21 protein-coding genes are annotated in these 23,567 nt (G+C 72.4%); 12 read left to right on the top strand and 9 right to left on the bottom strand.

Features of this window, described 5'->3' with window-relative positions; all coding sequences use genetic code 11:
• Window positions 1-111 precede the first annotated feature (111 nt).
• The 4 genes from afsA to WQO_RS00725 all read left to right on the top strand — a co-directional run bounded on the left by afsA (window position 112) and on the right by WQO_RS00725 (window position 3,688).
• The gene (gene afsA / locus WQO_RS00740; RefSeq protein WP_010060639.1) at window positions 112-999 is read left to right on the top strand and encodes a 2-oxo-3-(phosphooxy)propyl 3-oxoalkanoate synthase; all 888 of its coding nucleotides are present in this window, start codon (window positions 112-114) and stop codon (window positions 997-999) included.
• A 14-nt stretch (window positions 1,000-1,013) separates the two neighbouring features.
• Entirely contained in the window at window positions 1,014-1,862 is an 849-nt protein-coding gene (locus WQO_RS00735; RefSeq protein WP_010060637.1) for an NmrA family NAD(P)-binding protein, read from the top strand.
• A gap of 193 nt (window positions 1,863-2,055) precedes the next feature.
• Window positions 2,056-2,766 (top strand): ScbR family autoregulator-binding transcription factor, encoded by a 711-nt coding sequence (locus WQO_RS00730; RefSeq protein WP_079055501.1) that lies wholly within the window; start codon window positions 2,056-2,058, stop codon window positions 2,764-2,766.
• 178 nt (window positions 2,767-2,944) lie between these two features.
• Window positions 2,945-3,688, top strand: coding sequence for a class I SAM-dependent methyltransferase (locus WQO_RS00725; protein ID WP_029182291.1), 744 nt, complete (start codon window positions 2,945-2,947; stop codon window positions 3,686-3,688).
• Here WQO_RS00725 and WQO_RS00720 read toward each other — a convergent pair.
• Window positions 3,651-4,580 carry a helix-turn-helix domain-containing protein gene (locus WQO_RS00720; RefSeq protein WP_058953822.1) on the bottom strand — a complete coding sequence of 310 codons (930 nt, stop codon included), beginning with the start codon at window positions 4,578-4,580 and terminating at the stop codon, window positions 3,651-3,653. The genes WQO_RS00725 and WQO_RS00720 overlap by 38 nt on opposite strands.
• Window positions 4,581-4,742: 162 nt before the next feature.
• Here WQO_RS00720 and WQO_RS00715 point away from each other — a divergent pair, with 162 nt between their 5' ends.
• Both WQO_RS00715 and WQO_RS00710 read left to right on the top strand, forming a co-directional pair.
• A complete protein-coding gene (locus tag WQO_RS00715) occupies window positions 4,743-5,783 on the top strand; it encodes an NAD(P)-dependent alcohol dehydrogenase (RefSeq protein ID WP_010060630.1) in 1,041 nt (346 codons plus the stop codon).
• Between the two features lie 388 nt (window positions 5,784-6,171).
• On the top strand, window positions 6,172-8,268 hold the full coding sequence (locus WQO_RS00710) for an FUSC family protein (RefSeq protein ID WP_058953821.1): 2,097 nt from the start codon (window positions 6,172-6,174) through the stop codon (window positions 8,266-8,268).
• A 30-nt stretch (window positions 8,269-8,298) separates the two neighbouring features.
• On the opposite strand, the gene WQO_RS00705 is transcribed toward WQO_RS00710, so the two are convergent.
• Window positions 8,299-9,921, bottom strand: coding sequence for an FAD-binding oxidoreductase (locus WQO_RS00705; RefSeq protein ID WP_010060626.1), 1,623 nt, complete (start codon window positions 9,919-9,921; stop codon window positions 8,299-8,301).
• Between the two features lie 59 nt (window positions 9,922-9,980).
• Here WQO_RS00705 and WQO_RS00700 point away from each other — a divergent pair, with 59 nt between their 5' ends.
• Together WQO_RS00700 and WQO_RS00695 are read left to right on the top strand one after the other, a co-directional pair.
• Complete coding sequence (locus WQO_RS00700; RefSeq protein WP_079055499.1) at window positions 9,981-10,670, top strand: TetR/AcrR family transcriptional regulator; 690 nt, start codon at window positions 9,981-9,983, stop codon at window positions 10,668-10,670.
• Window positions 10,671-10,796: 126 nt separating this feature from the next.
• Window positions 10,797-11,813: an alpha/beta hydrolase gene (locus WQO_RS00695; protein WP_032748426.1), complete on the top strand. Its 1,017-nt coding sequence runs from the start codon at window positions 10,797-10,799 to the stop codon at window positions 11,811-11,813.
• Between the two features lie 19 nt (window positions 11,814-11,832).
• Here WQO_RS00695 and WQO_RS00690 read toward each other — a convergent pair whose 3' ends face one another.
• Window positions 11,833-12,948, bottom strand: a complete 1,116-nt coding sequence (locus WQO_RS00690) for an AI-2E family transporter (protein WP_029182290.1) — start codon at window positions 12,946-12,948, stop codon at window positions 11,833-11,835.
• A gap of 89 nt (window positions 12,949-13,037) precedes the next feature.
• On the bottom strand, window positions 13,038-15,251 hold the full coding sequence (locus WQO_RS00685) for a HelD family protein (RefSeq protein ID WP_029182289.1): 2,214 nt from the start codon (window positions 15,249-15,251) through the stop codon (window positions 13,038-13,040).
• 273 nt (window positions 15,252-15,524) lie between these two features.
• Between WQO_RS00685 and WQO_RS00680 the strand changes: the two genes are divergently transcribed.
• On the top strand, window positions 15,525-15,971 hold the full coding sequence (locus WQO_RS00680) for an SRPBCC family protein (protein ID WP_010060616.1): 447 nt from the start codon (window positions 15,525-15,527) through the stop codon (window positions 15,969-15,971).
• A 7-nt stretch (window positions 15,972-15,978) separates the two neighbouring features.
• On the opposite strand, the gene WQO_RS00675 is transcribed toward WQO_RS00680, so the two are convergent.
• Both WQO_RS00675 and WQO_RS00670 read right to left on the bottom strand, forming a co-directional pair.
• Complete coding sequence (locus WQO_RS00675) at window positions 15,979-16,191, bottom strand: hypothetical protein (RefSeq protein ID WP_010060614.1); 213 nt, start codon at window positions 16,189-16,191, stop codon at window positions 15,979-15,981.
• 201 nt (window positions 16,192-16,392) lie between these two features.
• A complete protein-coding gene (locus WQO_RS00670) occupies window positions 16,393-18,291 on the bottom strand; it encodes an RICIN domain-containing protein (RefSeq protein WP_029182288.1) in 1,899 nt (632 codons plus the stop codon).
• A gap of 217 nt (window positions 18,292-18,508) precedes the next feature.
• Between WQO_RS00670 and WQO_RS00665 the strand changes: the two genes are divergently transcribed.
• Entirely contained in the window at window positions 18,509-19,171 is a 663-nt protein-coding gene (locus WQO_RS00665) for a TetR/AcrR family transcriptional regulator (protein WP_257721838.1), read from the top strand.
• A gap of 43 nt (window positions 19,172-19,214) precedes the next feature.
• Here the strand turns inward: WQO_RS00665 and WQO_RS00660 are convergent, their stop codons facing one another.
• Complete coding sequence (locus WQO_RS00660; protein ID WP_010060611.1) at window positions 19,215-20,252, bottom strand: MerR family transcriptional regulator; 1,038 nt, start codon at window positions 20,250-20,252, stop codon at window positions 19,215-19,217.
• A 95-nt stretch (window positions 20,253-20,347) separates the two neighbouring features.
• Between WQO_RS00660 and WQO_RS00655 the strand changes: the two genes are divergently transcribed.
• Window positions 20,348-21,886 (top strand): alpha/beta fold hydrolase, encoded by a 1,539-nt coding sequence (locus WQO_RS00655; RefSeq protein ID WP_058953820.1) that lies wholly within the window; start codon window positions 20,348-20,350, stop codon window positions 21,884-21,886.
• Window positions 21,887-21,961: 75 nt separating this feature from the next.
• On the opposite strand, the gene WQO_RS00650 is transcribed toward WQO_RS00655, so the two are convergent.
• On the bottom strand, window positions 21,962-22,372 hold the full coding sequence (locus WQO_RS00650; RefSeq protein ID WP_010060609.1) for an Ohr family peroxiredoxin: 411 nt from the start codon (window positions 22,370-22,372) through the stop codon (window positions 21,962-21,964).
• A 113-nt stretch (window positions 22,373-22,485) separates the two neighbouring features.
• On the opposite strand from WQO_RS00650, the gene WQO_RS00645 reads away from it, so the two are divergent.
• Window positions 22,486-22,974, top strand: coding sequence for a MarR family winged helix-turn-helix transcriptional regulator (locus WQO_RS00645; RefSeq protein WP_010060608.1), 489 nt, complete (start codon window positions 22,486-22,488; stop codon window positions 22,972-22,974).
• A 24-nt stretch (window positions 22,975-22,998) separates the two neighbouring features.
• Here WQO_RS00645 and WQO_RS00640 read toward each other — a convergent pair whose 3' ends face one another.
• On the bottom strand, window positions 22,999-23,553 hold the full coding sequence (locus WQO_RS00640) for a TetR/AcrR family transcriptional regulator (RefSeq protein WP_010060606.1): 555 nt from the start codon (window positions 23,551-23,553) through the stop codon (window positions 22,999-23,001).
• Window positions 23,554-23,567: the final 14 nt, after the last annotated feature.

The following is a 23,567-nucleotide window of genomic DNA, read 5'->3' as shown; positions in this document are numbered from 1 at the left end:
AGCGCACGTGCATCGCAGGAACGGCTCGCCATCACATGACCCCTGGGGGGAGTTGTGCCCGAAGCAGCAGCCCTGATCGACTCGGTGCCGGCAATGGATTCGGAGGCCGACATGGTGCATCCCGTGGGGATCGACATGGTGCACCGGACGAGGCCGGAGGACGCCTTTCCGCGTAACTGGGTGCGCCTGGCGCACGATCGGTTCGCGGTGGCGGCCGTCCTGCCGCACGATCACCCGTTCTTCGCTCCGGTCGGCGGCGACCGGCACGACCCGCTGCTGGTCGCCGAAGCGATGCGCCAGGCGGCCATGCTCGCCTTCCACGCCGGCTACGGCGTTCCGCTCGGCTACCACTTCCTGATGGCGGACCTCGACTACGTATGCCATCAGGACCACTGGGGCGTCGGCGGCGTCCCCACCGAGATAGACGTCGAGGTGTTCTGCTCCGACCTGAAGTGGCGGAGCGGACTGCCCGCACAGGGGCGCGTGGCCTGGGCGGTGCACCGGGACGGGGAGCTGGCGGCCACGGGGATGGGCGCGACCCGCTTCACCAGCCCCAAGGTGTACCGGCGGATGCGCGGCGACGCCCCCGCCGAGGGGATATCGATACCGGAGGCGGCACCGGTCGCGGCCGCCCGTGCCGGCCGGAGCAGGACCGAGGACGTGGTCCTGTCGGACACCGGCCGCGAAGGCGTCTGGGAGCTGCGGGTGGACACCCGGCACCCGACGCTGTTCCAGCGCCCCAACGACCATGTCCCGGGCATGCTGCTGCTGGAGGCGGCCCGTCAGGCGGCCTGCCTCGCGGCGGGGCCCGGCGGCATCGTTCCGGCGGAGGCGAGCAGCCGGTTCCACCGGTATGCCGAGTTCGGCAGCCCGTGCTGGATCAGCGCGGTGATCCAGCCGGAGGAGTCCGATGACACGGTGACGGTCCGGGTGACAGGCCGTCAGGACGACCGACCGGTCTTCTCCACACTTCTGTCCGGCCCGCGGGCCGGAGGCTGAGAGGTTCCACGCCAGTGATTCTCGTGACGGGTGCGACCGGGGCCGTGGGCCGCGAGGTCGCCGGACTGCTGGCGGCTGCCGGTCCCCTGCGGATTCTCGCCCGCCGTCCGGAGCGTCTGACGGTACGAGGGGACGGGATCGAGGTGGTCGAGGGGGCGTACGGGGACCGCCCCGCCCTCGACCGGGCCCTGCGGGGCGTCGACTCGGTGTTCCTGGTGACGAACAGCCCCACGGAGCCCGACGACGAGCGGGTCGCCGGGGCGGCTGCCGCGGCGGGCGTACGCCATCTGGTCAAGCTCTCCATGATGGCCGTGGAGGAGCCGGGCGCCGACGACTTCATCACCCGGCGGCAGCGGCAGAACGAAGAGGCGATCAGGGAGTCGGGGGTTCCGTGGACGTTCGTCCGCCCCAGGACGTTCATGTCCAACACGCTGTCCTGGGCGCCCGGCATCCGCTCGGCGGGAGTGGTGCGCGCCCTGTACGGCGACGCCCCGGTCGCGTGCGTCGATCCCCGTGATGTCGCCGCGGTGGCCGTCGCCGTACTCACCGGTGCGGGCCACGAGGGCAGGGCGTACGCCGTCTCGGGTCCGGAGGCGATCACCGCGCGGGAGCAGACGGCTCAGCTCTCCCGGGTGCTGGGGCGGCCGCTGCGTTTCGAGGAACTGGGTCCGGACGCCGCACGCACGGCTCTGCTGGCGAAGTACCCGAGGCCCGTCGCGGAAGCCTTCCTGGAGAGCGCGGAGCGGCAGCGGGCGGGCGCGAAGGCGGCCGTTGTGCCCACGGTCCAGGAATTGACGGGATTTCAGGCCCGGCCGTACCGCACCTGGGCGACCGATCACGCGGACGCGTTCGCGGCCGAATAGGGTCACTGCCCGGGATGGGCGAGGCGTCTCGACTCCCCGCCGGACCACGGAAGGGTCCGATCGCACACATCTCCCCATCCCGGTCTGTTTCCGTGGCTCACAGGGCGGATATGGCCGAAAAGAGGGCCTGGGAGCCTCTGGCGCAATCTTCCGTTCCCTGGAAATGAAACCGGTAAGTTGGTTTGATAACTCCATGACCAAACAGGAGCGCGCCACCCGGACCCGCCAGGCGCTCATCCGATCCGCCGCCGTCGTCTTCGAACAGCACGGCTATGCCCAGGCGCGGCTGGCGCTGATCAGCTCCGGCGCGGGTGTCAGCACGGGTGCGCTGCACTTCCACTTCGAGAACAAGGCCGCGGTCGCGGAAGCCGTGGTGGCGGAGGCGTCCCGAGGGCTGCGTGATATGTCCGCCGCGATCCGGCGCAGGACGGACACCGCCTTGCAGGCACTCGTCGACACCTCGCACGCCCTCGTGGAACGGCTGCGCGGGGACCCGGTGAGCCGGGCCGGATTCCGGCTGAGTTGCGACGGCGAGCGGGCCGCCGCCCCCGACCTGCGGATGGAGTGGCACCACCGCGTACGGGAGCTGCTGGACGAGGCGGCCGCCGCCGGAACACTCGCCGACGACATCACCCGCGAGGATGCGGCCGCCGCGACCGTCGCCGTGACAGCCGGATTCGAGGTGCTCGGCCGCCACGACGCCGAGTGGCTGTCCCCGTACCGGCTCACCGGTTTCTGGCAGCTGCTGCTGCCCCGGCTCGTCACCCCGGAGACACTCGTACGCATGGACCCGTCCGGCACGGCCACGGTGCCGCCGGCCCGGGGACCCGCGCTCGCGGGACGTGTCGTGAGCGAGGCGGACGTGCCGACGGAGGCGACAGCGGTGGCGGCCGAGGCCAACTGACCGCAGACGGACGTCAATCGACTGCCGGTCGAGGTCAACTGATCGCAGACGGGGGTCAATCAACTGCCGGTGGAGGTCAACTCACCGCAGGCGGGGGTCATTCGACTGCCGACCGAGGCGAACTGACCGCAGACGGAGGCGGGGGCGCCGCGTGGAGCGCCCCTGTACCTTCCACCACATGGCAGACGAGATCTTCGCGAACCCGCGACTGGCCGCCCTCTACGATCCGCTCGACCCTGGTCGCGGCGACCTGGACCCCTACGTCCGCCTCACCGAAGAAATCGGGGCGCGGCGGGTCCTGGACATCGGCTGTGGTACCGGCGTGTTCGCCCTGCTGCTGGCGGAACGGGGGATCGAGGTCGTCGGCGTCGACCCCGCACAGGCGTCGGTCGACGTGGCGCGCGCCAAACCCGGCGGCGACCAGGTCCGCTGGATCTGCGGAAATGCAGCCGCTCTTCCCCCGCTCCAGGTGGACCTGGCCACCATGACGGCCAACGTCGCACAGGAAATCTTCGACCAGGACGACTGGCAGGCGACCCTGCGCGGCGCGTACGCGGCGCTGCGGCCCGGCGGGCATCTGGTCTTCGAGACACGCGACCCGGCACGGCGCGCCTGGGAGGCGTGGAACCGGGAGAGTTCCCACCGCGTCACCGAGATCCCCGGAGCCGGCCCCGTCGAGAACTGGGTCGACGTGACCGCTGTCGCCGGGGCGCTCGTCTCGTTCCGCCGGACCTATGTGTTCGCGGCCGGCGGAGAGGTCCTGACCTCCGAGTCCACCCTGCGCTTCCGGGAGCGTCAGGAGATCGAAGCGGACCTGAGGGCAGCCGGATTCGTGGTGCGCGAGGTGCGCGACGCGCCCGACCGGCCGGGCAAGGAGTTCGTGTTCATCGCTCGTCGGCCGGACCCCGCCGGGCACCGCTGATCACGTCCGCCCCGGCGGCGTCGGATCCCCAACTCGCCAGCAGGCGCAGGGCCTGGGCCGACTCCGAACCCGGCTCCGCGTGATAGGTCACCAGATGCTGTTCCTCGTCGTCCGGGAGGTTCAGCGTCTCGTACGACAGGGTCAGGTCCCCGGCGAGGGGGTGCCGGACCAGCTTGACGCCGTGCCCCTTCTCCTTGACGTTGTGCGTGGCCCACAGCCGCCGGAACTCGTCGCTCTTGACCGAGAGTTCGCCGACCAGCGCTGACAGCTCCGGATCGTCGGGGTGGCAGCCCGCGTACAGCCGCAGATAGCTGACCATGTCCGAGGCCTTGGAGTCCCAGTTGACGAACAGGTCCCGGTAGCCGGGGGAGAGGAACACCAGGCGCGCCCAGTTCCGCTCGCCCGCCGGCAGCGCCCCCCAGTCGCCGAACACCGCGGCCGCCATCGCATTCCAGGCCAGGATGTCCGAGCGCGCCCCGGTCACGTAGGCGGGGATGCCGTCCATGTTGTCGAGGAGATACAGCAGCCCGGTCCGCACCCGCTGCACCCGGGCCGGGCGGCGCTTCTTCTTGTGCCGCGCCGGCCTCGCCAGGTGGGTCAGATGCGCGTGCTCGGCGTCGGTGAGCCGCAGCGCACGCGCGATCGCGTCCAGCACCTCGGCCGACACATTGCGCCCGTTGCCCTGCTCCAGGCGCGTGTAGTACGCCACGGAGACCCCGGCCAGCTGCGCCAGCTCCTCCCGGCGCAGACCCGGCACCCGGCGGTGCCTGCCGAAGTCCGGCAACCCCACGTCCTGCGGCTGGAGCTTCGCCCTCCGGGTACGCAGGAACTCACTGAGCTCGGCCCGCCGGTCCAGCGGCTCGGGAGCGGCGGCCTCCGGCTGATCGTCCATGCCCTCCATTATTCCTGGCGATCCTGGTCGTAGGGCCCCGAGCCTGTCCCCGTCAGTAGTAGGACCGCTGGACATAGGCAGAACGGTGACCTGGGTAAACGTCGGACACGGTGTGACGCTGGAGAACGTTCCTACCGCATCACCCAGAGGAGAACCTCCGGCATGACCACCGTTGCCGCCTACGCCGCTCCCCGTGCCAAGGCCCCGCTGGAGCGCACCACGATCGAGCGTCGTCCGGTGGGCGAGTTCGACATCCTGATCGACGTCAAGTTCGCCGGAATCTGCCACTCCGACATCCACCAGGCCCGTGACGGCTGGGGCGAGGGCATCTTCCCCATGGTCCCCGGCCACGAGATCGCCGGGATCGTCGCCGAGACCGGCTCCGGGGTCACCCGGTTCAAGCTCGGCGACCGCGTCGGCGTCGGCTGCATGGTCGACTCCTGCGGACAGTGCGACGCCTGCCTGATGGGCCGCGAGCAGCACTGCGCCGAGGGGAACACCCAGACGTACAACGCGCTCGACCGCAGCGGCGAGCCCACCTACGGCGGCTACTCGACACACCTCGTCGTGACCGAGAAGTTCGCCGTCTCCATCCCCGAGGGCATCGCCCTCGACGAGGCCGCGCCGCTCCTGTGCGCGGGCATCACCACGTACTCCCCGCTCAAGCGCTGGGGCGCGGGCCCCGGCAAGAAGGTCGCCGTCGTCGGCCTCGGAGGGCTCGGCCACATGGCCGTCAAGATCGCGCACGCGCTCGGCGCCGAGGTCACCGTCCTCTCCCAGTCGCTGCGGAAGAAGGACGACGGGCTCAAGCTGGGCGCCGACCACTACTACGCGACCAGCGACCCCAAGACCTTCGAGGAGCTGGCCGGCACCTTCGACGTCATCCTCTCCACGGTCTCGGCCCCGCTGGACTTCGGCGCCTACCTCGGCCTGCTGCGCACCGAGGGCACCCTGGTCAACGTGGGCGCCCCCGAGGAGCCGATCTCGCTCAACCTCTTCTCCCTGATCCTGGGCAACAGGGCGATCGCGGGTTCGGCGATCGGCGGGATCAAGGAGACCCAGGAGATGCTGGACTTCTGCGCCGTGCACGGGCTCGGAGCAGAGATCGAGGTGATCGAGGCCAGCCAGGTCAACGAGGCGTACGAGCGGGTTCTCGCGAGCGACGTCCGCTACCGCTTCGTGATCGACACCGCCACCATCTGAGCGCGCCGCCCACCGGGCGGTCCTGAGCCGAGAGCGTCCGCCCCGAGCACGTGAGGTGCTCGGGGCGGACGTCTTCGGCGGTTCCTCCCTCGTCGCGCGCGGGCGGCCCGGTCCGGCCGACAATGGCGGAAGACGGCCGGGCGGACCGCGCCGGAGGGATCGGCCCCGGGAGAGGAGCGTGCCGGATGAGCGCACAGCGGCTTGGCTCGGGCGGGAGCTTGCGGGACGCGCGGGGGCTTGCCCCGGGCCGGACCTCGCGGGACACACAGCGGCTTCCTTCCGGCGCGGCCCGGCGGAGCGCCCAACGCTTCTCCGGGGGCGAGGTCCCGCCGAACCCTTCGCGGGCCGGCGTCCTCCGCCCCCAGCCGCCCCCTCAGGGGGCGGCAAGGTGATCGCCGGGCCGCAGCGCGCGACGATCCTCCGCCGGGCCGTCCGGGTCACCGTCGCGGCGAGCGTGGGCTTCTACCCCCTGCTGTACGGAGCCGGGCTCCCCGTCGCCGCCCTGTACGCGCTCTTCGCGCCCATCGCCATGGGCCTGCTCTCCGTGGTCCCCGGCTCCGGCCCCCAGCGGGCCTCCGTCATGCTCCGCGCGCTGCCCCCGGCACTGGTCCTGGCGACCCTGGGAACCCTGCTCGCGGTCGACACCTGGGCAGCCGTCGGCGGCATGCTCGTCATCGGATTCCTGCTGGCGTTCGTGGCCGTGGCCGGACCCCGCCCGGCCGGAATCGCCCCCGGCCTCCAGCTCTTCTACATCCTGGCCTGTTTTCCGCCCTACGCGCCCGACACGCTCGTGGAGCGGCTGGCGGGACTCACGGCGGGCGCCCTGCTCCTCGCCGCCTGCGAGACCCTGCTGCCCGATCCGGCCGCGCCCTCCTACCGGGAACGGCTGGCCGCCGCCCTCGACGAGGCGGCGCGCGGGGCCGCACCCGGAGGCGCACCGCCGCAGCGGCTGCGGGACGCCGGATCGACCCTGCGCCTGGCGGACGTACCCCCGGCGGAACGGCCGGCCGGCGCCGGGCGTGCGGACCGCGCGCTGGAACAGGCGGGCCGCTCCGCCCGCAGACTCCTCGACCAGCTGGCGACCCTCGCCGAAGCCCCGTCCGCCCCGGCCGACCCCGAGACCACCGCGCTCCTGGGCCGGGTCGCGGAGCTGTGCACGGCCTGCGCCCGGTTCCTGCGCACCGGCAGCCGCCCCCCGCCCGCCGGCGCACTGGAGAAGGCGATGCGGGGCTTCCAGGCCGACCGGGTGCGCCTGGCCTCCGGGCCGCCCGGTGAGCGGCTCCCCGCCGATGTGCTGCGACGGCAGTCCCGAGTGCTGGCGCTCGCCGAATCCGCGCGGATGGTGGAGATCACCGTCGACATCGCCACACACGGGAGACCCACCGAACCCGCCGCCCCGCGCGAACTGTTCTGGTACGCCGAGCTCTCCACGCCCCGGTTGTGGGCCCGGCGCGTCCTCGGCAACGTCACCTTCCGGTCCGTGCTGTTCCAGAACGCCGTACGGACCGCCCTCGGCCTCGCCGCGGCCCGGGCGGTGGCCGGCTCCCTCGACCTCGCCCACGGTTTCTGGGTGCTCCTCGCCGTCCTGACCCTCGGACGGACGACCGCGGGCGCGACCTGGCGGGCGGTCCGCCTGGCGGTTGCGGGCAACGCGGCGGGTGCGCTGGTGGCGGGGGCGCTCGTGATCGGGCTCGGCCGGCACACCGACGCGTACGCCGCCCTGCTCGCCCCCGTCATGCTGGTGGCCTTCGCCCTCGGCCCGCTGCTGGGCATCGCATACGCCCAGGCGCTGTTCACGCTCGTCGTCGCCACCGCGTTCGCCCAGATCGCGCCGGTCACCTGGCGGCTCTCGGAGGCGCGGATGATCGACGTCGTCACCGGCAGCGTCATCGGTCTGCTGTGCGGCCTCCTGGCCTGGCCGGCCGGGGCCCGGCGGGAGGTCCACCGGGCGATGGCGGGGCTGCTGAGAACGTGCGCCCCGCTGGTGCCGGTGACGGCACAGGCACTGCTCGCGCCACCGGGCGGCTCCCGCACCGCACCGGAAACCCTGCCGGGCGTCCACCGGCTGCGCCTCGCCGAAGCGGCGTACGCCCAGTTCCGCGCCGAGACGCCGGTCGATGGGAAGAGCGACCGCGCCGACTGGCACGCCGTGCTCATCGCTGCCAACCACATGCTGCTCGGCGCGCAGTGGCTGCCGCGCTTCGGCCTCCGCCCGGCCTCCGGCGCCACCGACGCGTCCGCGGCCTGGGCCCGGGGAACCGCGTCCGGCCTGGTGGCGCGGACCGACCGGATCGCCCGGCTGCTCACCGCCGAGCGTCCGGGGCCCGCACCGGCACCGGAGAGCGCCCCGGATCGCGATCCGCCCTCGGCCCTGTCCGTCGACCTGGAGGTGTGGATGACGAGCCTCGCCCACCAGCTCGCCCGTATCGAGTCCTCGGTCACACCACCGCCCGGCAGGGAGCTGCCCGTCGCCCGCCTGCGATGACGCCCGACGTACCACCGGCTGCGTCGGCCGTCACCCCGCGGCGTCGAACAGCACGCCCGGGTTGAGGATCCCGGCCGGGTCGAGGGTGCGCTTGGCGGCACGCAGCACGTCCGCGAAGGGCTCCGGGCGCTGCCGGTCGTACCCGGGCCGGTGATCGCGCCCCACCGCGTGGTGATGGGTCACGGTCGCCCGGTGCTCGCCCAGGGTCCGCATCGCCGCCGCCTTGATCTCGTCCCACTGGGCGGCCTCCGACCCGCGCCGGCCCGGGGCGATCACCGTGAAGTAGGGGGCCGGGCCGTCCGGATAGACGTGCGTGAAGCGGCAGTTGATCAGTGCCTCCGCACCGGTCGCCGCGCGGACGGCTGCCCCCACCTCCCGGCGCACCGCCTCGTACAGCTCCGGGAACCGGTCCCAGGTGCAGGCCGTCTCGAACGTCTCGCTGATCACGCTCATCCGGGCCAGCCCGTCCCGGACGTACGGCATCCGGAGGAACGCCGAGCGCCAGGCGCCCACCGCGGAGCCGTCCGATCCGGATGATCCGGCTGATCCGCCGAGGGTGGTGCCGCCGTGGTCCCGGGCCAGGGCGACGAGTTCGGCCAGCCGGTCGTCCACCGGATGGTGCGCCGATTCCGCCCCCAGCACCAGAACGCTCCTGCCGTCGCCCGCCACCCCCGACAGCGCCGCCTCGCCCGGATCGAGCAGCCGGCAGTTGGCCGGGTGGAGGCCCGACTGCGCGATCGCCCGGACGGCGTCCACCGCGACCGGGAAGCGGTCGAACACCACCGAGGCCGACGCCTTGTGGACCGGGCGGTCCTGGAGCCGCATCCACGCCTCCGTGATGATCCCGAGGGTGCCCTCCGAACCGAGGAAGAGCCGGTCGGGGGACGGCCCGGCACCCGAACCCGGCAGGCGCAGCGACGCGCTCACCCCTGCGGGCGTGACCACGCGCAGGGCGGCGGTCAGGTCGTCGATGTGCGTGTGGAGGGTGGCGTAATGCCCGCCCGCCCGGGTGGCGAGCCAGCCGCCCAGCGTCGAGAACTCGAAGCTCTGCGGGAAGTGCCGCAACGTCAGTCCGTGCGGCCTCAACTGTGCTTCGAGGACGGGTCCGAGGGCTCCCGCCTGGATCCGTGCCGACCGGCTGGTCCGGTCGGTCTCCAGCACCCGGTCCAACCCCGAGAGATCCAAGGAGAGGACGCCCCTGTGCTCTCCGGCCCGGTACTCGACCCCGCCGACGACCGAACTGCCCGCCCCGTACGGGATCACGGCGACGTCCGCACCGGCCGCCCAGTCGAGGAGATCCACCACGTCCCGCTCCTCCCGGGCAAAGGCGACGAGATCCGGAGCCGCCGCCAGATCGCCGCTGAGCGCGCGGACGACGTCGCGGAAGGCCTTCCCGTAGGTGTGGGCCGCGCGGTCGGCCGGGTCGGACGAGACCAGGTGGGCGAGCGCGCCGGGCGCGCTCACCCGGACGGGCGGCAGCTTCAGGGAGGTGACCGAGGGGACGGGCAGCGGGGTGCTCGCGGCCCCGGGGACGAGCGCCGCGAGCGCGACGCACTCGGCGTCCGGCAGCGCCCGGCCGGGGTCGCCCCAGCCCCACCAGGACCGGGAGGGGGCGGCGCCGGGTGGCCGCCAGGGGGAGGTGCGGTCCGCCATGGGGTGTGACCTTCCGGTAATTTACCTCTGGGTAATTTACCGGAGCGTATAGTTCGAGCATGAACACGGCAAGAGGCTCGTCGCCCGCCACTCCCTCCCCGTCCGGGCCGCGCCGGACTCCTTCCGGCGCCGCCCCGGGCGCCGGGACGAAAGGGGTCCCCCGGGCGCGGCGCGAGGCGCAGATCCTCGCCGCCGCCGTGGAGGAGTTCGGCCGGCACGGACACGCCTCGGCGTCGATGGACTCGATCGCCCGGCGCGTCGGAGTGACCAAGCCGCTGCTGTACACGTACTTCGGCTCCAAGGACGGGCTCTACCTCGCCTGTCTGGAACACATCGCCCACCGGCTCGTCTCCGCGATCGAGGGCGCGATGGAGCCGGACCCGCATGATGCCGGACCAGCCGCCTCACGCGTTCCCGCGCGCGTCCTCGCAGCCGTCTTCGACGTACTGGAGGAGCAGCGCGAGGCCTGGTTCGTGCTCTACGACCGCACTCTGAAGCCCGGCTCCGACCTGCACGGCGCGGCACACGCCCACCGCGCGGCCATCGACGGCCTCGCCGCGTCCGGCACGGCGGACGTCCTGCGCGGGCAGGGCAACGAGGACCCGCTGGACGCCGACGCCCTGAAGCATCTGTGGACCGGCACGGTCGGCGCGCTCGTCGGCTGGTGGATCTTGCACCCCGAGCAGTCCGCGGCGGAGATGACCGCACGCTGCGCCCGGCTCCTGGCCGCGATCCGCGCCCCGCGCTGAGTCCGCCCCGCCTGCTCCCGGCGGCGTACGGGGCGACTCCCCGCGGAGGATGCCGGGCCCCGCCGCCCTCCGTACCGTCCGACGGACCGGGCGACGTCCGCCCGGAGAAGTCGGGAGGCCGTGGTGATGAGAGTCCTGCGAAAGGCGGTCGCGTGGGTCACGGGCCTGCTGCTGGTCGTCCCCGGTACGACGGCGGCAGCGGCCCCGCCCGATGGCGCGCCGGCCGGGATCGAGGTGACGGGGGAGCGGTGGATCGGCGACCGGCTCCTCGAACTGACCGTACGGTCGAAGGCGTTGGGCGGACCTGCCACGGTCCGGCTGCTCACACCGGACGGCTGGGAGGACCGTGCGCCCGGTGAGCGGTGGCCGGTGCTGTATCTGCTGGCCGGGGGCCACGGAGACCCGGAGGCCTGGACCGAGGACTACGCGGTCGACCGGCTCCCGCACCTGCGCGACGTCCTCGTGGTGATGCCGTCGATGCCGCTGTTCGGCTTCTACAGCGACTGGTGGAACCACGGCGACGGCGGCGCGCCGCGCGTGGAGACCTTCCACCTCGGCGAAGTGCGCCCGATGCTGGAACGCTTCTACGGCGCCGGGAACGGGCGGGTCGCGGCGGGGGAGTCCCAGGGCGGCTTCGGCGCGCTGGGATACGCGGCACGGCACCCCGGGCTGTTCCGCGCGGTGGCGGGCTTCAGCGGCTACGTCCACCCGCTCCAGCACCCCCGGGCCGTCCGGGCGGGACTGGACTACCTCGGCATGGACCCCCTGGCCCTGTGGGGTGACCCGGTGGCCCAGCGGCGGATCTGGCAGGCGCACGACCCGTACTACCGCCCGGACCGGCTGCGCGGCGTCGCGGTGCACCTGGCCAGTGGCGACGGCCGGGCCGGGGCCCTGGACCCGCCGGGCACAGAACCGGATCCGCACGTACCGGGCCTGGAGGACCCCGAGAACCCCTTCCCGAAGGACGTCCTCTCCCCGACCGAGGCCATCATGGGGGCGGAGAACCGGGCGATGGCCGCCCGGCTGCGCGCCCACGGGGTGCCGGTCACCACGCACTTCTACCGGGGCACCCACTCCCCGCCCTACTGGGAGCGCGAGTTGCGCAGCGCGCTGCCGGCGCTGCTGCGCAACCTCGGGCGCTGAGGGTGCCGGTGAAGGCGTCCTACGACGGGGCGGGCGAACCCTCGGGCAGTTCCTCGGGCTCCGGCTCCCGGGGATCCTCCACGAGCTGTTCGCGCAGGTAGTTCCAGATCACCGCGAGCACCGCCGCCACCGGCACGGCGAGCAGGCTGCCCACCACCCCGGCCAGGCTGCCGCCCAGCGTCACCGCGAGCAGCACGACCGCCGCGTGCAGGCCGAGACCCCGGCTCTGGATCATGGGCTGGAACACGTTGCCCTCCAGCTGCTGCACCACGACGATGATCGCCAGCACGAGCAGGGCGTCCATCAGGCCGTTCGAGACCAGGGCGATGACCACCGCCACGAACCCGGCGAACAGCGCACCCACGATCGGTACGAACGCGCAGACGAACGTCAGCACCGCCAGCGGCAGCACCAGCGGCACCCCGAGGATCCACAGGCCGAGGCCGATGAAAACCGCGTCCAGCAGACCGACGAACGCCTGGGACCGGACGAACGCCCCCAGGGTCGCCCAACTGCGCGAGGCCACCTCGGGGATGTCGGTGGCGAACCGGCCGGGGAGCTGACGGGTGAGCCAGGGGAGGAAGCGCGGGCCGTCCTTGAGGAAGAAGAACATCAGGAAAAGCGCCAGAACCGCCGTGACCACCCCGTTGACCACGGTGCTCACCCCGGTGACGGCGGTGGTGACCACACTGCCGACACTGTTCTGGAGCCGGTCGGTCGCGCTGTCGAGGGCACCGGTGATCTGGTCGTCGCCGATGTTGAGCGGCGGACCGGCCGCCCACTCGCGCAGTTTGTCGATGCCCGCGACCACCCGGTCGGCCAGCTCCCCGGACTGGTCCGCGACCGGCACCGCGATCAGGGCCACGATGCCCGCCCCCACGAGCAGGGCGAACACCGTCACCACCGACGCGGCCAGCGCCGGCCACCAGCCGTGCCGGCGGAGGAAGCGGGCGAGCGGCCAGGTCAGCGTGGTGAGGAACAGACCGACTATCAGCGGCCACACGACCGACCACATCCGGCCCAGCACCCACAACGCGACCGCCGCCGCCACGAGGACCAGCAGCAGCTCTGCGGAGACCCGTGCCGACGTGCGGAGAGCGGCCGCGGTCTTTCTCGAACTCAATGGCGAAGACATGGCGTCACCCTATGGGTTCGGCAAGCCTGTTCCGGCCACTCCCGCGGCCCGTCGACGCCCGGCACCGGCCGGGCGGGCAGCCCGGCCCGTCAGCGCAGCGCCGACGGCAGCCCCTCCCGGTGAACGATGCCGAGGCGCTGGGTGGCACGGGTGAGCGCCACATACAGATCGCTCGTGCCGAACAGGCCGGGCTCCACGACCAGCACATGGTCGAACTCCAGCCCCTTGGCCTGGCGCGGATCCAGCAGCACGACCGTCCGCGTCAGGTCCGGGGCCTCTCCCGCCGTCACCCCGTCCAGCGGGGCGGCGATCTCCTCGTGGAGCGCCCGCGGCGCGATCACCGCGAGGCGCCCCTCCCGGGGTGTCAGCTCCGCGACGGCCTCGGCGACCGCGCCCGCCAGATCCTCCCCGGCGTCCCGCCTCCACGGCTTCTCCCCGGTCGACCGCACCGACACGGGCGCGGTGAACGAAGGGTCCTTCTCCCTGAGCACCCCGGCGGCCAGTTCCATGATCTCGGCAGGCGTACGGTAGTTCACCTCCAGCGTCACGTGCTCGAAGCGATCGCCCACGTACGGGGCGAGAATCCGCTCCCAGGATCCGACGCCCGCCTCCTCGGAGGTCTGGGCCGGGTCGCCGACCAGCGTCATCGAGCGGGTCGGCGACCGCCGCATCAGCAGCCGCCACGCCATCGGCGACAGCTCCTGCGCCTCGTCGACGATGATGTGCCCGAACGCCCACGTACGGTCGGCGGCGGCCCGCTCGGCCGCCGTGCGGTGGTCGGCCTCCTCGTGCCTCTCCGCCATCCGCTCGGCGTCGATGATGTCGTGCGCGGCGAGCACCTCGGACTCCTCGTCCTCGAACTCGTAACTCTCCGAACCGCGCGACAGCTCCAGCACTCCCTGCGCGTAGCCGACCCGCTCCTGCCGGGCGGCCTCCGCGGCCGCCCGCTCCGCGCTGTCGTCGACGCCGAGCAGCTCGGCGGCCTCGTCGAGCAGCGGTACGTCGGCGGGGGTCCACGCCCCGGCGGCGGGGCCGCGCCGGATCGCTTCCGCGTCCTCGTCCGGTACGTACACCGGGTCGGCCAGATAGTCGGCGAGGAAGCCCTCGGGGGTGAGCGGCGGCCACAGCTCGTCCGCGGCCGCGTGCACCTCCTTGCTCAGCGCGACGTCCCGGCCGAGCTGGGCCACGTCGTCGGGACCGAGGAAGTTGGGCCCGCCGTACGGGTCCGCGCCGATGCGTTCGACGAGCTGCGCGGTGAGCGCGTCGATGACCCGGAAGACGAAGTGCGGACGGGCGAGATTGTGCGGCAGCCGGGTGTCGCGGGCCGCCTGCCGGGCCTCGTAGGCGATCTCCCAGTCCAGGACCAGATCCCCGCCGTCCTCGTGCGGGATGACCATCGCCGCCCCGGGCTCCGGCAGCCGCTGCCGGTCGCGTACGGCCAGGGCGAGGGCCTCGGCCATCGGCTCCCCGCCCTTGACGGCGGCGGCGCGCGGGGTGTCCGTACCGGTGGCGTGCACCCCGGGGAACAGCTCGGCCTGCGTGGCGAGCAGCACTCCGGTCTCGCCGAGCGACGGCAGGACCTCCGCGATGTAGCGCAGGAACGCCGGGTTGGGGCCCACGATGAGCACGGCGCGCTTGGCCAGCAGCTCGCGGTGCTCGTACAGCAGGAACGCCGCCCGGTGCAGAGCGACGGCGGTCTTTCCGGTGCCGGGGCCGCCCTCGACGACGAGGACACCGCGGTGCGGGGCCCGGATGATGCCGTCCTGCTCGGCCTGGATGGTCCGCACGATGTCGCCCATGCGTCCGGTGCGCGCGGAATTGAGCGCCGCGAGCAGCACGGCGTCGCCGTTCGGGTCCTCGAAACCGGTGCGGTCGTCGTCCCCGAGGTCGAGGATCTCGTCGTGGAGCTCGGTGACCGTGCGGCCCTCGGTGGTGATGTGCCGACGCCGGCGCAGACCCATCGGAGTGTGCCCCGTGGCCAGGTAGAAGGGACGCGCCACCGGCGCACGCCAGTCGATCAGAACAGGTGTGTGGTCGGTGTCGTCCTCACGGATCCCGATCCGGCCGATATGGTGCGCGAGCCCGTCGGAGCGGTCGATGCGGCCGAAACACAGAGACCCGTCCACCGCGTTCAGCGCCGCGAGCAGCCCCGAGCGCTCCGCGACGAGGATGTCCCGCTCCAGCCGCGCCTGCTGGCCCGTGCCGACCGGCGTCAACGCGTGCTCGACATCCTCGGCCGCCACCCCGCGCAGTGCGTCGACCCGGGCATGGAGGCGATCGATGAATTCCTGCTCTTCTCGCAATTCGTCGCTTTCCCGGTTTGACAAAACGGCTCCCCGCCAGATATATTCGTATCCATAAGGCCCCCGAGCGGGGCCTTTCTGCATGTGCGCAGAAGAATCCAATATACGCGCCACAATCCCCGGACCGCAATGACGGTCCGGGGATTCTTGTGTGTGGGGAAGCGCGTAGGAAGCGGGGGCCGCCGGATGCCGGGCTCCTCGGCGTGCGCTCCCGGCAGGCCCGTCCGACACTGATGGCGGACAACGGATTCGGCCTCCAGACCGGAGAGAGCCATGAGCACACAGTTCGAAGCGACGGTCGACATCGACCGCCCCGTTGAGGAAGTCTTCGCCTATCTCGCGGACGGTCGGCACGACCCCGAGTTCAGCCCACGGGTCCAGCGCATCGAGAAGACACCGAACGGCCCGACCCACGTCGGCACCGTTTTCCACAGCACCGTCAAAGACGCGGGCATGACCACCCGGCGTGATTTCGAGATCAGCGAACTGGTCGCTCCGACCCGTATCCGCTGGCAGGAACAGTCCAAAAACCTCATCACGGCGGCCGAGGGCGGCTACGACCTCGAAGCCACACCGGACGGCGGCACGCACGTGAGGCTCTTCAACGTCCTGGAGGGCCACGGAGTCGGCAAACTGCTGGTCGGTTTCGCGGGAAGCGCGGCCCGCAAGGACGCACCCGCGTTCGGGCAACGCATCAAGGAGGCCGTTGAAGGGACCTGATACGGCGTCAGTCCGGCAGGGGGACGCGGATCACCGGGTCGAACGGGTGCTTGTTGAAGCCGCTGCGCACATTGCGGCACTCCGGCGCCTCGCACATGAAGAACTCGTCGACGCTCCGGCGGCCCGTCCGGCCGCGGAGCCAGGTCTTCTCCGTGGCGGTGAGGGAGCGGTGCTGTTCATCGGAATCACACGTGTAGCAGTACATGGCGCGGGCCGGCACGGGACCTCCTGAAGCGGGCGAACAGGCGGGAGGGCGAAAGCATATGAGGGCGCGCCGGGCAGGGGCAGGGTGCGACGCGCCCGAATCCGCCCGCCCGGCGCACGCGCCCGACACGCCGGCGTGTCACCACACTCCGCGCCGGGAAACACGCGCCACGGCGGCTCCCCTGTCCGGAGAGCCGCCGCGACCCGGTCGCCCGCGTCAGCGGGTCAGGGAGAACACCTGGGCCGAGGAACCGGAGCAGGGCTGCTGCGAGATCCTGGTCCCGTTGGCCGTCGAGGAGTTGTCGACGGCGAGGCACTTGCCACTGTGGCGGGCGACGAAGCGGTACTGCCCGGCGCCGGCCAGCGCCTCCGGACGCCACTGCTGGTTGACACCACCCTCGTAGGACCACAGATGCACCCTGGTGCCGTCGGCGGTCGCCCCCGGACCGCCGTCGACGTCCCACGCCTTCGCGTTGTGCCGGTTCACCACCTGGTAGTGACCGGAGTCGGTCGGCCGGAACTGCCAGCCCTGGTTGGCCCCGGTCCCGCAGGCCCACTGCTGCAGCGCCGTCCCGTCAGCCGTACCCCAGTCGGCCGCGTCGAGGCAGGCACCGCTGTTGGCGTTGCGCACCTGGTACCAGGCGGCGGGGTCGATGGATCCCACGGGCGGCTCGGTCGTCCCGCCGCTCCCGTCCCAGGTGAAGGTCGCGACGGCCCCCGCGGGCAGGGTGTAGGCGAGCGACCTGCCGTTGTCGGTCAGGGAGAACCGCTGCGATCCGGAAGCGGTGTTGACGACCACGGCCGCCCGGCTGCCATCGCTGTTCTGGAAGGCGACGTTCTGCACCCCACCCGCACCCTGGCTGGTGGAACCGATCCGCACCGCCCCCGCCTTGATGAACTTCGAGACATGGCCGAGGACATAGAACTCCGCGTTACGGGTGACCTGGCCACCGTCGATCTCGACGATGCCGTTGCAGCGGTTGGTGCAGTGCCCCTGGTGGGGGCCGCCGTTCCGGTCGAGGGCGAGGTTCCAGTTGATCACCGTCTCGCCGCCGTTACGCATGTTCTGCACGACGAGGTTCTCGGTGTGCCACTTGAGCGTGTCGCCGAACGTCGTCGCCGGGTTCGCGCTGTCGGTGCCGGAACACTCCGTGAAGAAGACCCGCTTTCCGGCGTCGGCGATCTGCTTCTGCGCGGCGGGCGCCCCGCCGTAGCAGTGGAACGCGGCGCCGATGATCCGCTGGATGCCGCCCGTCCGGGCGAAGACGTCCAGCGGGTAGTTCGGGTGGTCCCAGTTGTGGTCGTAGGCCAGGATGTTGGTCGGCAGGTTCGCGGCGGTGAGCGTACGGTCCAGGACCCGCAGGAAGTCCGCCTGCTGGGCCGAGGTCATGCTCATCGACGGGTAACTCGTCGCGAACTCCGGCTCGTTCTGCGCCGTGAGATCGGTGAGCGTGATGCCCTCCTGCCCGTACGCCCTGATCGCCTTGACCAGGTAGTCGGCGTAGGCCTGGTAGTGCTCGGTGCGCAGGCTCCCGCCGTTGAGCGAGTTGCTGGTCTTCATCCAGGCCGGGGGCGACCAGGGCGACCCCATGAAGCGGATGGCCGGGTTGACGGCGGTGGCCTGCTTCAGGACCGGGATGATCTGGCTCCGGTCCCGGTCGATGGAGAACGCGCCCCGGGTGTCCTCGTACGTGTACGGGTTGGTGTTCGCGTCGAAGTCGGTGCTGCCGAGGGGCTGGCGCAGGTAGTTGAGCCCGATGCCGTCGCCCTCCGCGGAGAAGAGCGACTTCAGCAGTGAGGTGCGCTGTGCCTGGGGGAGGCCCTGGAGGAGATGGGCGGAGGCGCCCGTCACGGAGGCCCCCGCGCCCGTGAACTTCTGCCCCTTGCTGTTCGCGTCGATCCGGATGTCGATCGCCTGCGGGGAGCCGGTGAAGGGGACGTTCCCCTCCGGGGTGAGCTTCTTGGACCCGTCGGGTGTGGTGACCCACACCTGGGCGACCGGGTCGGCCGCCCGGGCGGTTGCGACGGCGCCGTTGACGCCGAGTGCGGCGACGGTCACGACGAGCGCGGCGCCTGCCGCGCGCGCTCTGAAACGCAGGGGAGTGGAGCTTGGCATGGTGGCGGCTCTCCTTGGGTTCGTACCTGCTGACAGGCGGCACCCCGGCGGACGGATGGCGCGGCGGTCGCCTCGCTCCGGGCGTGCCGGTCTCAAGAGGGCGGGACAACGGCATGAAAGCACACCCACTAAGTGGTTAGTAAGTAGTCGGCCGCGGTGTTCTCGCGCGCTGTCCTGAAGATCTTCACCAGGGCTCCGGCAGGCTTAAGCTGATCCGGTGAGCAACCAGTCAGTGAGCAGACCGGCACGCAGCCCGGCGGGCCCCCGCACGCCGCGCAGCCCGGAAGCCCGGCAGCGGCAGCAGGACATCCTGGCCATCGCCATGGACACCTTCGCCGCCCGTGGCTACAACAACGCCTCGCTCGCCGAGATCGCGGACCGGGTCGGCCTCACGCAAGCCGGGGTGCTGCACTACTTCCGCTCCAAGGCCACGCTCCTCACGAGCGTGCTCGAACTGCGCGACCAGCGGGACATCGAGCAGCTCGGCCCCGACCGCCCCCAGGGGCTGGACTTCCTGCGCCACCTGGTGAACACCGCACTGCGCAACGCGGAACGCGAGGGCATCGTCCGGCTGTACGCGGTGCTCTCGGCGGAGTCCGTCACCGACGACCACCCCGCCCAGGACTACTTCCGCGACCGCTACGACGGACTGCGCGCCTTCGTCTCCGACGCCCTGCGCGAGGCCTGCGAACTGCCCGCCGACCGCGCGGAGTCGGCCGACAACGCGGCCAACGCCATCATCGCGGTCATGGACGGACTGCAGGTCCAGTGGCTTCTGGCGCCACAATCCGTGGACATGGCCGCCTCGACCGATCTCGTGGTCACCTCACTGCTGGCGGCCCTTGCCCCCGAACGTTTCGGCCCGAACACGGCAGGCTGAGGGCAGGGAGGGCGGACGCCCCGCCGCGGGCGGGCCGGGCCGACTACGCGCGGGCGACGGAAACCGGCGCCTCACCGACGGGCCCGCGGCGCGCACCGCCGTGGCCGGCCGCCACCTCCACCTGCGCCTCCAGGGCCGCGAGGAGCCAGGCGTGCGCCGACCCCGGAGTCGGCTCGGGAGGACCGCCGGGAGCGCTGATCACCACGGCCGTCAGCTCCCAGTACCGGTCGATACGTGGATCGTCCGCGAGCCGGCCCGCCAGTACGCGGCGGAAGGCGGGCGTGTCGCGGGCGCCGTACGTGCTCGCGTACGCGTCCACGAATCCGTCCAGCGCCTCACCGGGAGAGGGCTCCGCGCCACGGCGCAGTTCCGTGCCCGCCAGGTCGTACGCCTCCGCCAGGCCCGCGTACAGCACGGCCGACGCCCGGGCTCCCGTGACGCCGTGCGCCCGGGGCTGACAGGAGCCGGCCCCCGCAGCGCCGCCGCACGGCCGGGTCACGAAGGCGTGCAGCCGGGCGAAGGCGAGGACCTGGGCCGGCAGCGGGTCGTCGGGCGGGGGCGGAACAGCGGCCTCCAGGAACGCGGTGACGGACCGGGCGGGCATGCGGGGCGGCAGCCACGAACGCCAGAACCGGGCCAGTGAAGCGGTGTTCGGCGGGGCGGCGACCGCCCCGACCAGCCGTAGCCGGTCGGGCCGTTCGGCCGGCGGGCACTCCTGTACGAGCCTCAGCGCGGCCTCCCGCCAGCGCAGTGCGGCGAGTTCGGACCCCAGGACCCGCAGCCGGCCGGCCACGGCGTCCTCCAGCGCGCCACCGGCCCCGGCCCCCTCCCGTCCGTTCTGCGCGTCCTGTTCGTCGAGGATGCGGCGGACTTCGGGAACCGGCAGATCCAGGCCGCGCAGTGAGCGGATCAGGCCCAGCCGCTCCACGGCGTCCGGACCGTATCTGCGGTGTCCGCCGGCGCTGCGGGACGCCTCCGGCAGCAGCCCGCGGTCCGAGTAGAAGCGGACGGTCTTGACGCTGACGCCCAGGTGCTCGGCCAACTCACCGATGGTGCACAGGCCGTCGTGCGACGAGAACACTTGAACCTCCACCAGGGGGAGTTCCTACGGTACCGGCGAGCGCGGCCGGCAGCTTCGGGGCCGGTGCGCGGGAGTCAGTGTGACGAGGAGGGGCCATGACTGTATTCATCCTGGTGGCCGGGGCGTTCACCGGACCGCACGTGTGGCGGGACACCGCCGCACGACTGACTGCGGAAGGCGCCGAGGTCCACACCGTGGTGCTCACCGGACTGGGCAGGCGCCCCGCCGACAGGGGCGCGGACGTCGACCTGGAGACCCACATTGCGGACGTGCTCGCGGTGATCGACTCGGTGATCGACGGGGCGGGGGAGCCCGGCGGGGAGATCGTACTCGTCGGCCACGACTACGGCATCCACCCGGTACTCGGCGCGGCCGACCGCCGGGCCCGGTCGATCGCCCGGATCGTGTACCTGGACGCGGGGATGCCGCAGGACGGCGTCCCCGCGCTGGCGGCCGTGCCCGACCAGCTCCTGCGCGAGGAGGTGGCGGAACGCGCCGCAGGCAGCGGGGACGAGGTGGCGGGAGGTGAACTCCCGCCACCGGCCAGGGCGGCGTGGTCCCGGTGGGGAAGCACCGCGGGCCTCTCCGAGGCGGCGCTCGACGGGCTCACCGCCCTCGCGGCACCGCAGCCGCTGGGCACACTGCTCCAGCCGCTGCGGCTGACCGGCGCCGTGGCCGAGGTGCCCGCGACGGGGGTGCTGTGCACCGCCAACGGGCCGGGCGTCGAGATGCTCCAGATCATGGTGGACGTCGGCACCCCCGCCCTCGCGGCCCTCGCCGACGCCCGGGTGACCTTCTTCGAACTGCCCACGGGACACTGGCCGATGCTCTCCTGCCCCGACGCGCTGGCCGAGACCCTGGCCGAGGCCGCGTCCGGCGGAGGGCACCTGCTGACCCCCGTCGGCGCCGGCCGTACGCCCGCCCATCTGCGGCCGTTCCTCCTCGACGTACCCGAACGGCCACGCGAGCGGACCGGGAACACCGACCTCTACCTGCCGGACGGTCCGGGGCCGCACCCGGCCGTGGTGTTCGTGCACGGCGGTCCGGTGCCCGCCGAGGCGAGGCCCACGCCCCGGGACTGGCCGACCCTGACGGGGTACGCACGCCAGGTCGCCGGACAGGGAGTCGTGGGCGTGACGCTCGACCACCGTCTGCACGCCGTGACCGACTACGAGCGGGCCGCCGCGGACGTGGCCGACGCGGTGGAGCGGGTGCGCGCCGATCCGCGCGTGGACGGGGACCGGGTCGCGCTGTGGTTCTTCTCGGGCGGGGGCCCGATCACGGCGGAGTGGCTGAGGGACCCGCCGATGTGGCTGCGCTGCTTGGCCGCGAACTACCCGATTCTCGCGCCGCTGCCGGGCTGGGGGCTGACCGGCTCACGCTTCCACCCCGTCCGGGCGCTCCCTCGCGCCGGTGACCTTCCCGTCGTCCTGGTCCGGGCGGGCCGGGAGAGCGCCGAGATCGCCGCGACCGTCGAGGAGTTCGTGGCCGAGGCCGCCCGCCGCGGGGCGAACCTGGAGATCATCGACGTACCGGAGGGGCGGCACGGCTTCGAGACGCTCGACCCGGCCGACGGGGCGCGTGAGGCCGTGCACCGCGCGGTGGGTGCGGTGCTGGCCCGCCTGAAGGGGTGAGAGGCCGGGCCACGGCTCTCTCCGGGCCGTGGCCCCAGCCTGCCACCCCCAAGGTCAAGGCGTCCGCGCGGTCGGCTACTCGATGACCAGCTCGACGTCGATGTTGCCTCGCGTGGCCTTGGAGTACGGGCAGTAGGCGTGGGTGGCCTCGACCAGCTTCTGCCCGGTCTCGCCCGCGAGGGAGTCCGGAAGCTCCACGCGCATGATGACCGCGAGCCCGAAGCCGTCGCCGTCCTTGCCGATGGAGACCTCGGCGGTCACGGAGGCGTCCTTGGTGTCGAGCTTCATCTCGCGGCCGACCGCCGCCATGGCGCTGGCGAAACAGGCCGCGTAGCCGGCGGCGAAGAGCTGCTCGGGGTTGGTGCCCTTGCCGTTCCCACCGAGGGCCGGGGGCATGGCCAGCGGCAGGTCGAGCTGGCCGTCCGAGCTGACGGCACGGCCCTCGCGACCGTTGGCGGTGGCGGCGGCGGTGTACAACGCGTCCATGGGATGACCCTCCTCTGGAGCCCCGACCCGGCTGGTCTCGGCTACGGATATAAAGATTGCACACAATTTAATTCTGTGCAACTCAATGATGCGTGCGGCGGTACGCTGGTCCCATGACCACTCCTTCGAGCGCCTCGCCCGACCTCTCCGCCGTCCCCGACGCGGAGCTGCTGCGACTGGATCACCAGGTGTGCTTCTCGCTGCACGCCGCCTCGCGGGCGTTCGGTGGCTACTACCGGCGGGCGCTGAAGGATCTCGGCCTGACCTACTCGCAGTACCTGGTCATGCTGGTCCTCTGGGAGCGGGGGCCGCAGTCGGTCAAGGCCATCGGTGAGCGTCTCCACCTGGATTCGGGAACCCTGTCGCCGCTGCTGAAGCGACTGGAGGGCGCCGGCCTTGTCCGGCGTGAACGCAGCCGCGAGGACGAGCGCTCCGTCGTGATCGACCTGACCGACGAGGGCGCTGAGCTGCGCGAGCGAGCCCTGTCCGTTCCTCGCGGCGTGCTCGCCGCCACCGGCCTGTCGCTGGAGGAGGTCCTCGGGCTGCAGGAGATCCTGGGCCGCCTCACGGGTGCGCTGGGGGAAGCGGTCGACGCCGTCTGAGCCGGGGCCCGCCGTTTCTCAGCCCTAGTCCTCGGTGCCGCCGTCCTGGGTCAGTGCGTCGGCGATCCGTTCGGCGACGGCCCGCCGCATCTCGGAGGTGAGCTGCTGCGAGGTCAGGGAGTCGTACAGCCACAGGCCGTCGGCGGCGAGACGGATGATGAACCGGTCGAGCGCGGCCGCGTCGTCGCCTGCCGATGCCGGGGGCGGCGCCCACCGCTCGGTCACGGCCTCCCAGACGGCCGAGTGCGCCGCGTCCGTCGAGCCTTCGAGCATGAGCAGGAGTTCCGCGCGGGTGGCGCTCTGGGTGGCGACCTGGGTGTAGGCGGCCAGCCGTTCGTCCCTGGTCGCCTCGGTCGCGTGCTTCCCCGCAGCCGCGACCAGATCGGCTTCCCATCGGTCGGCCAGGTGCTGGTGGATCGCGAGGACGAGATCGTCGCGCGAGGCGAAGTGGTAGAGAAGCCCGCCCTTCGTCAGCCCGGCCTCCGCGGCGACGGAGTCAAAGGTGACGCTCTTGACGCCCTCCCGCTGTACGACCCGGGTGGCCGCTTCGAGGATCTGGCTTCGCTTGCTGGTTCGCATGGTTCGCTCCGATG

Source organism: Streptomyces globisporus C-1027, from assembly GCF_000261345.2.
Classification (GTDB): Bacteria; Actinomycetota; Actinomycetes; order Streptomycetales; family Streptomycetaceae; genus Streptomyces; species Streptomyces pakalii.
Note: the sequence above shows the minus strand (reverse complement) of the source record. Positions and strands in the feature narration are given on the sequence as shown.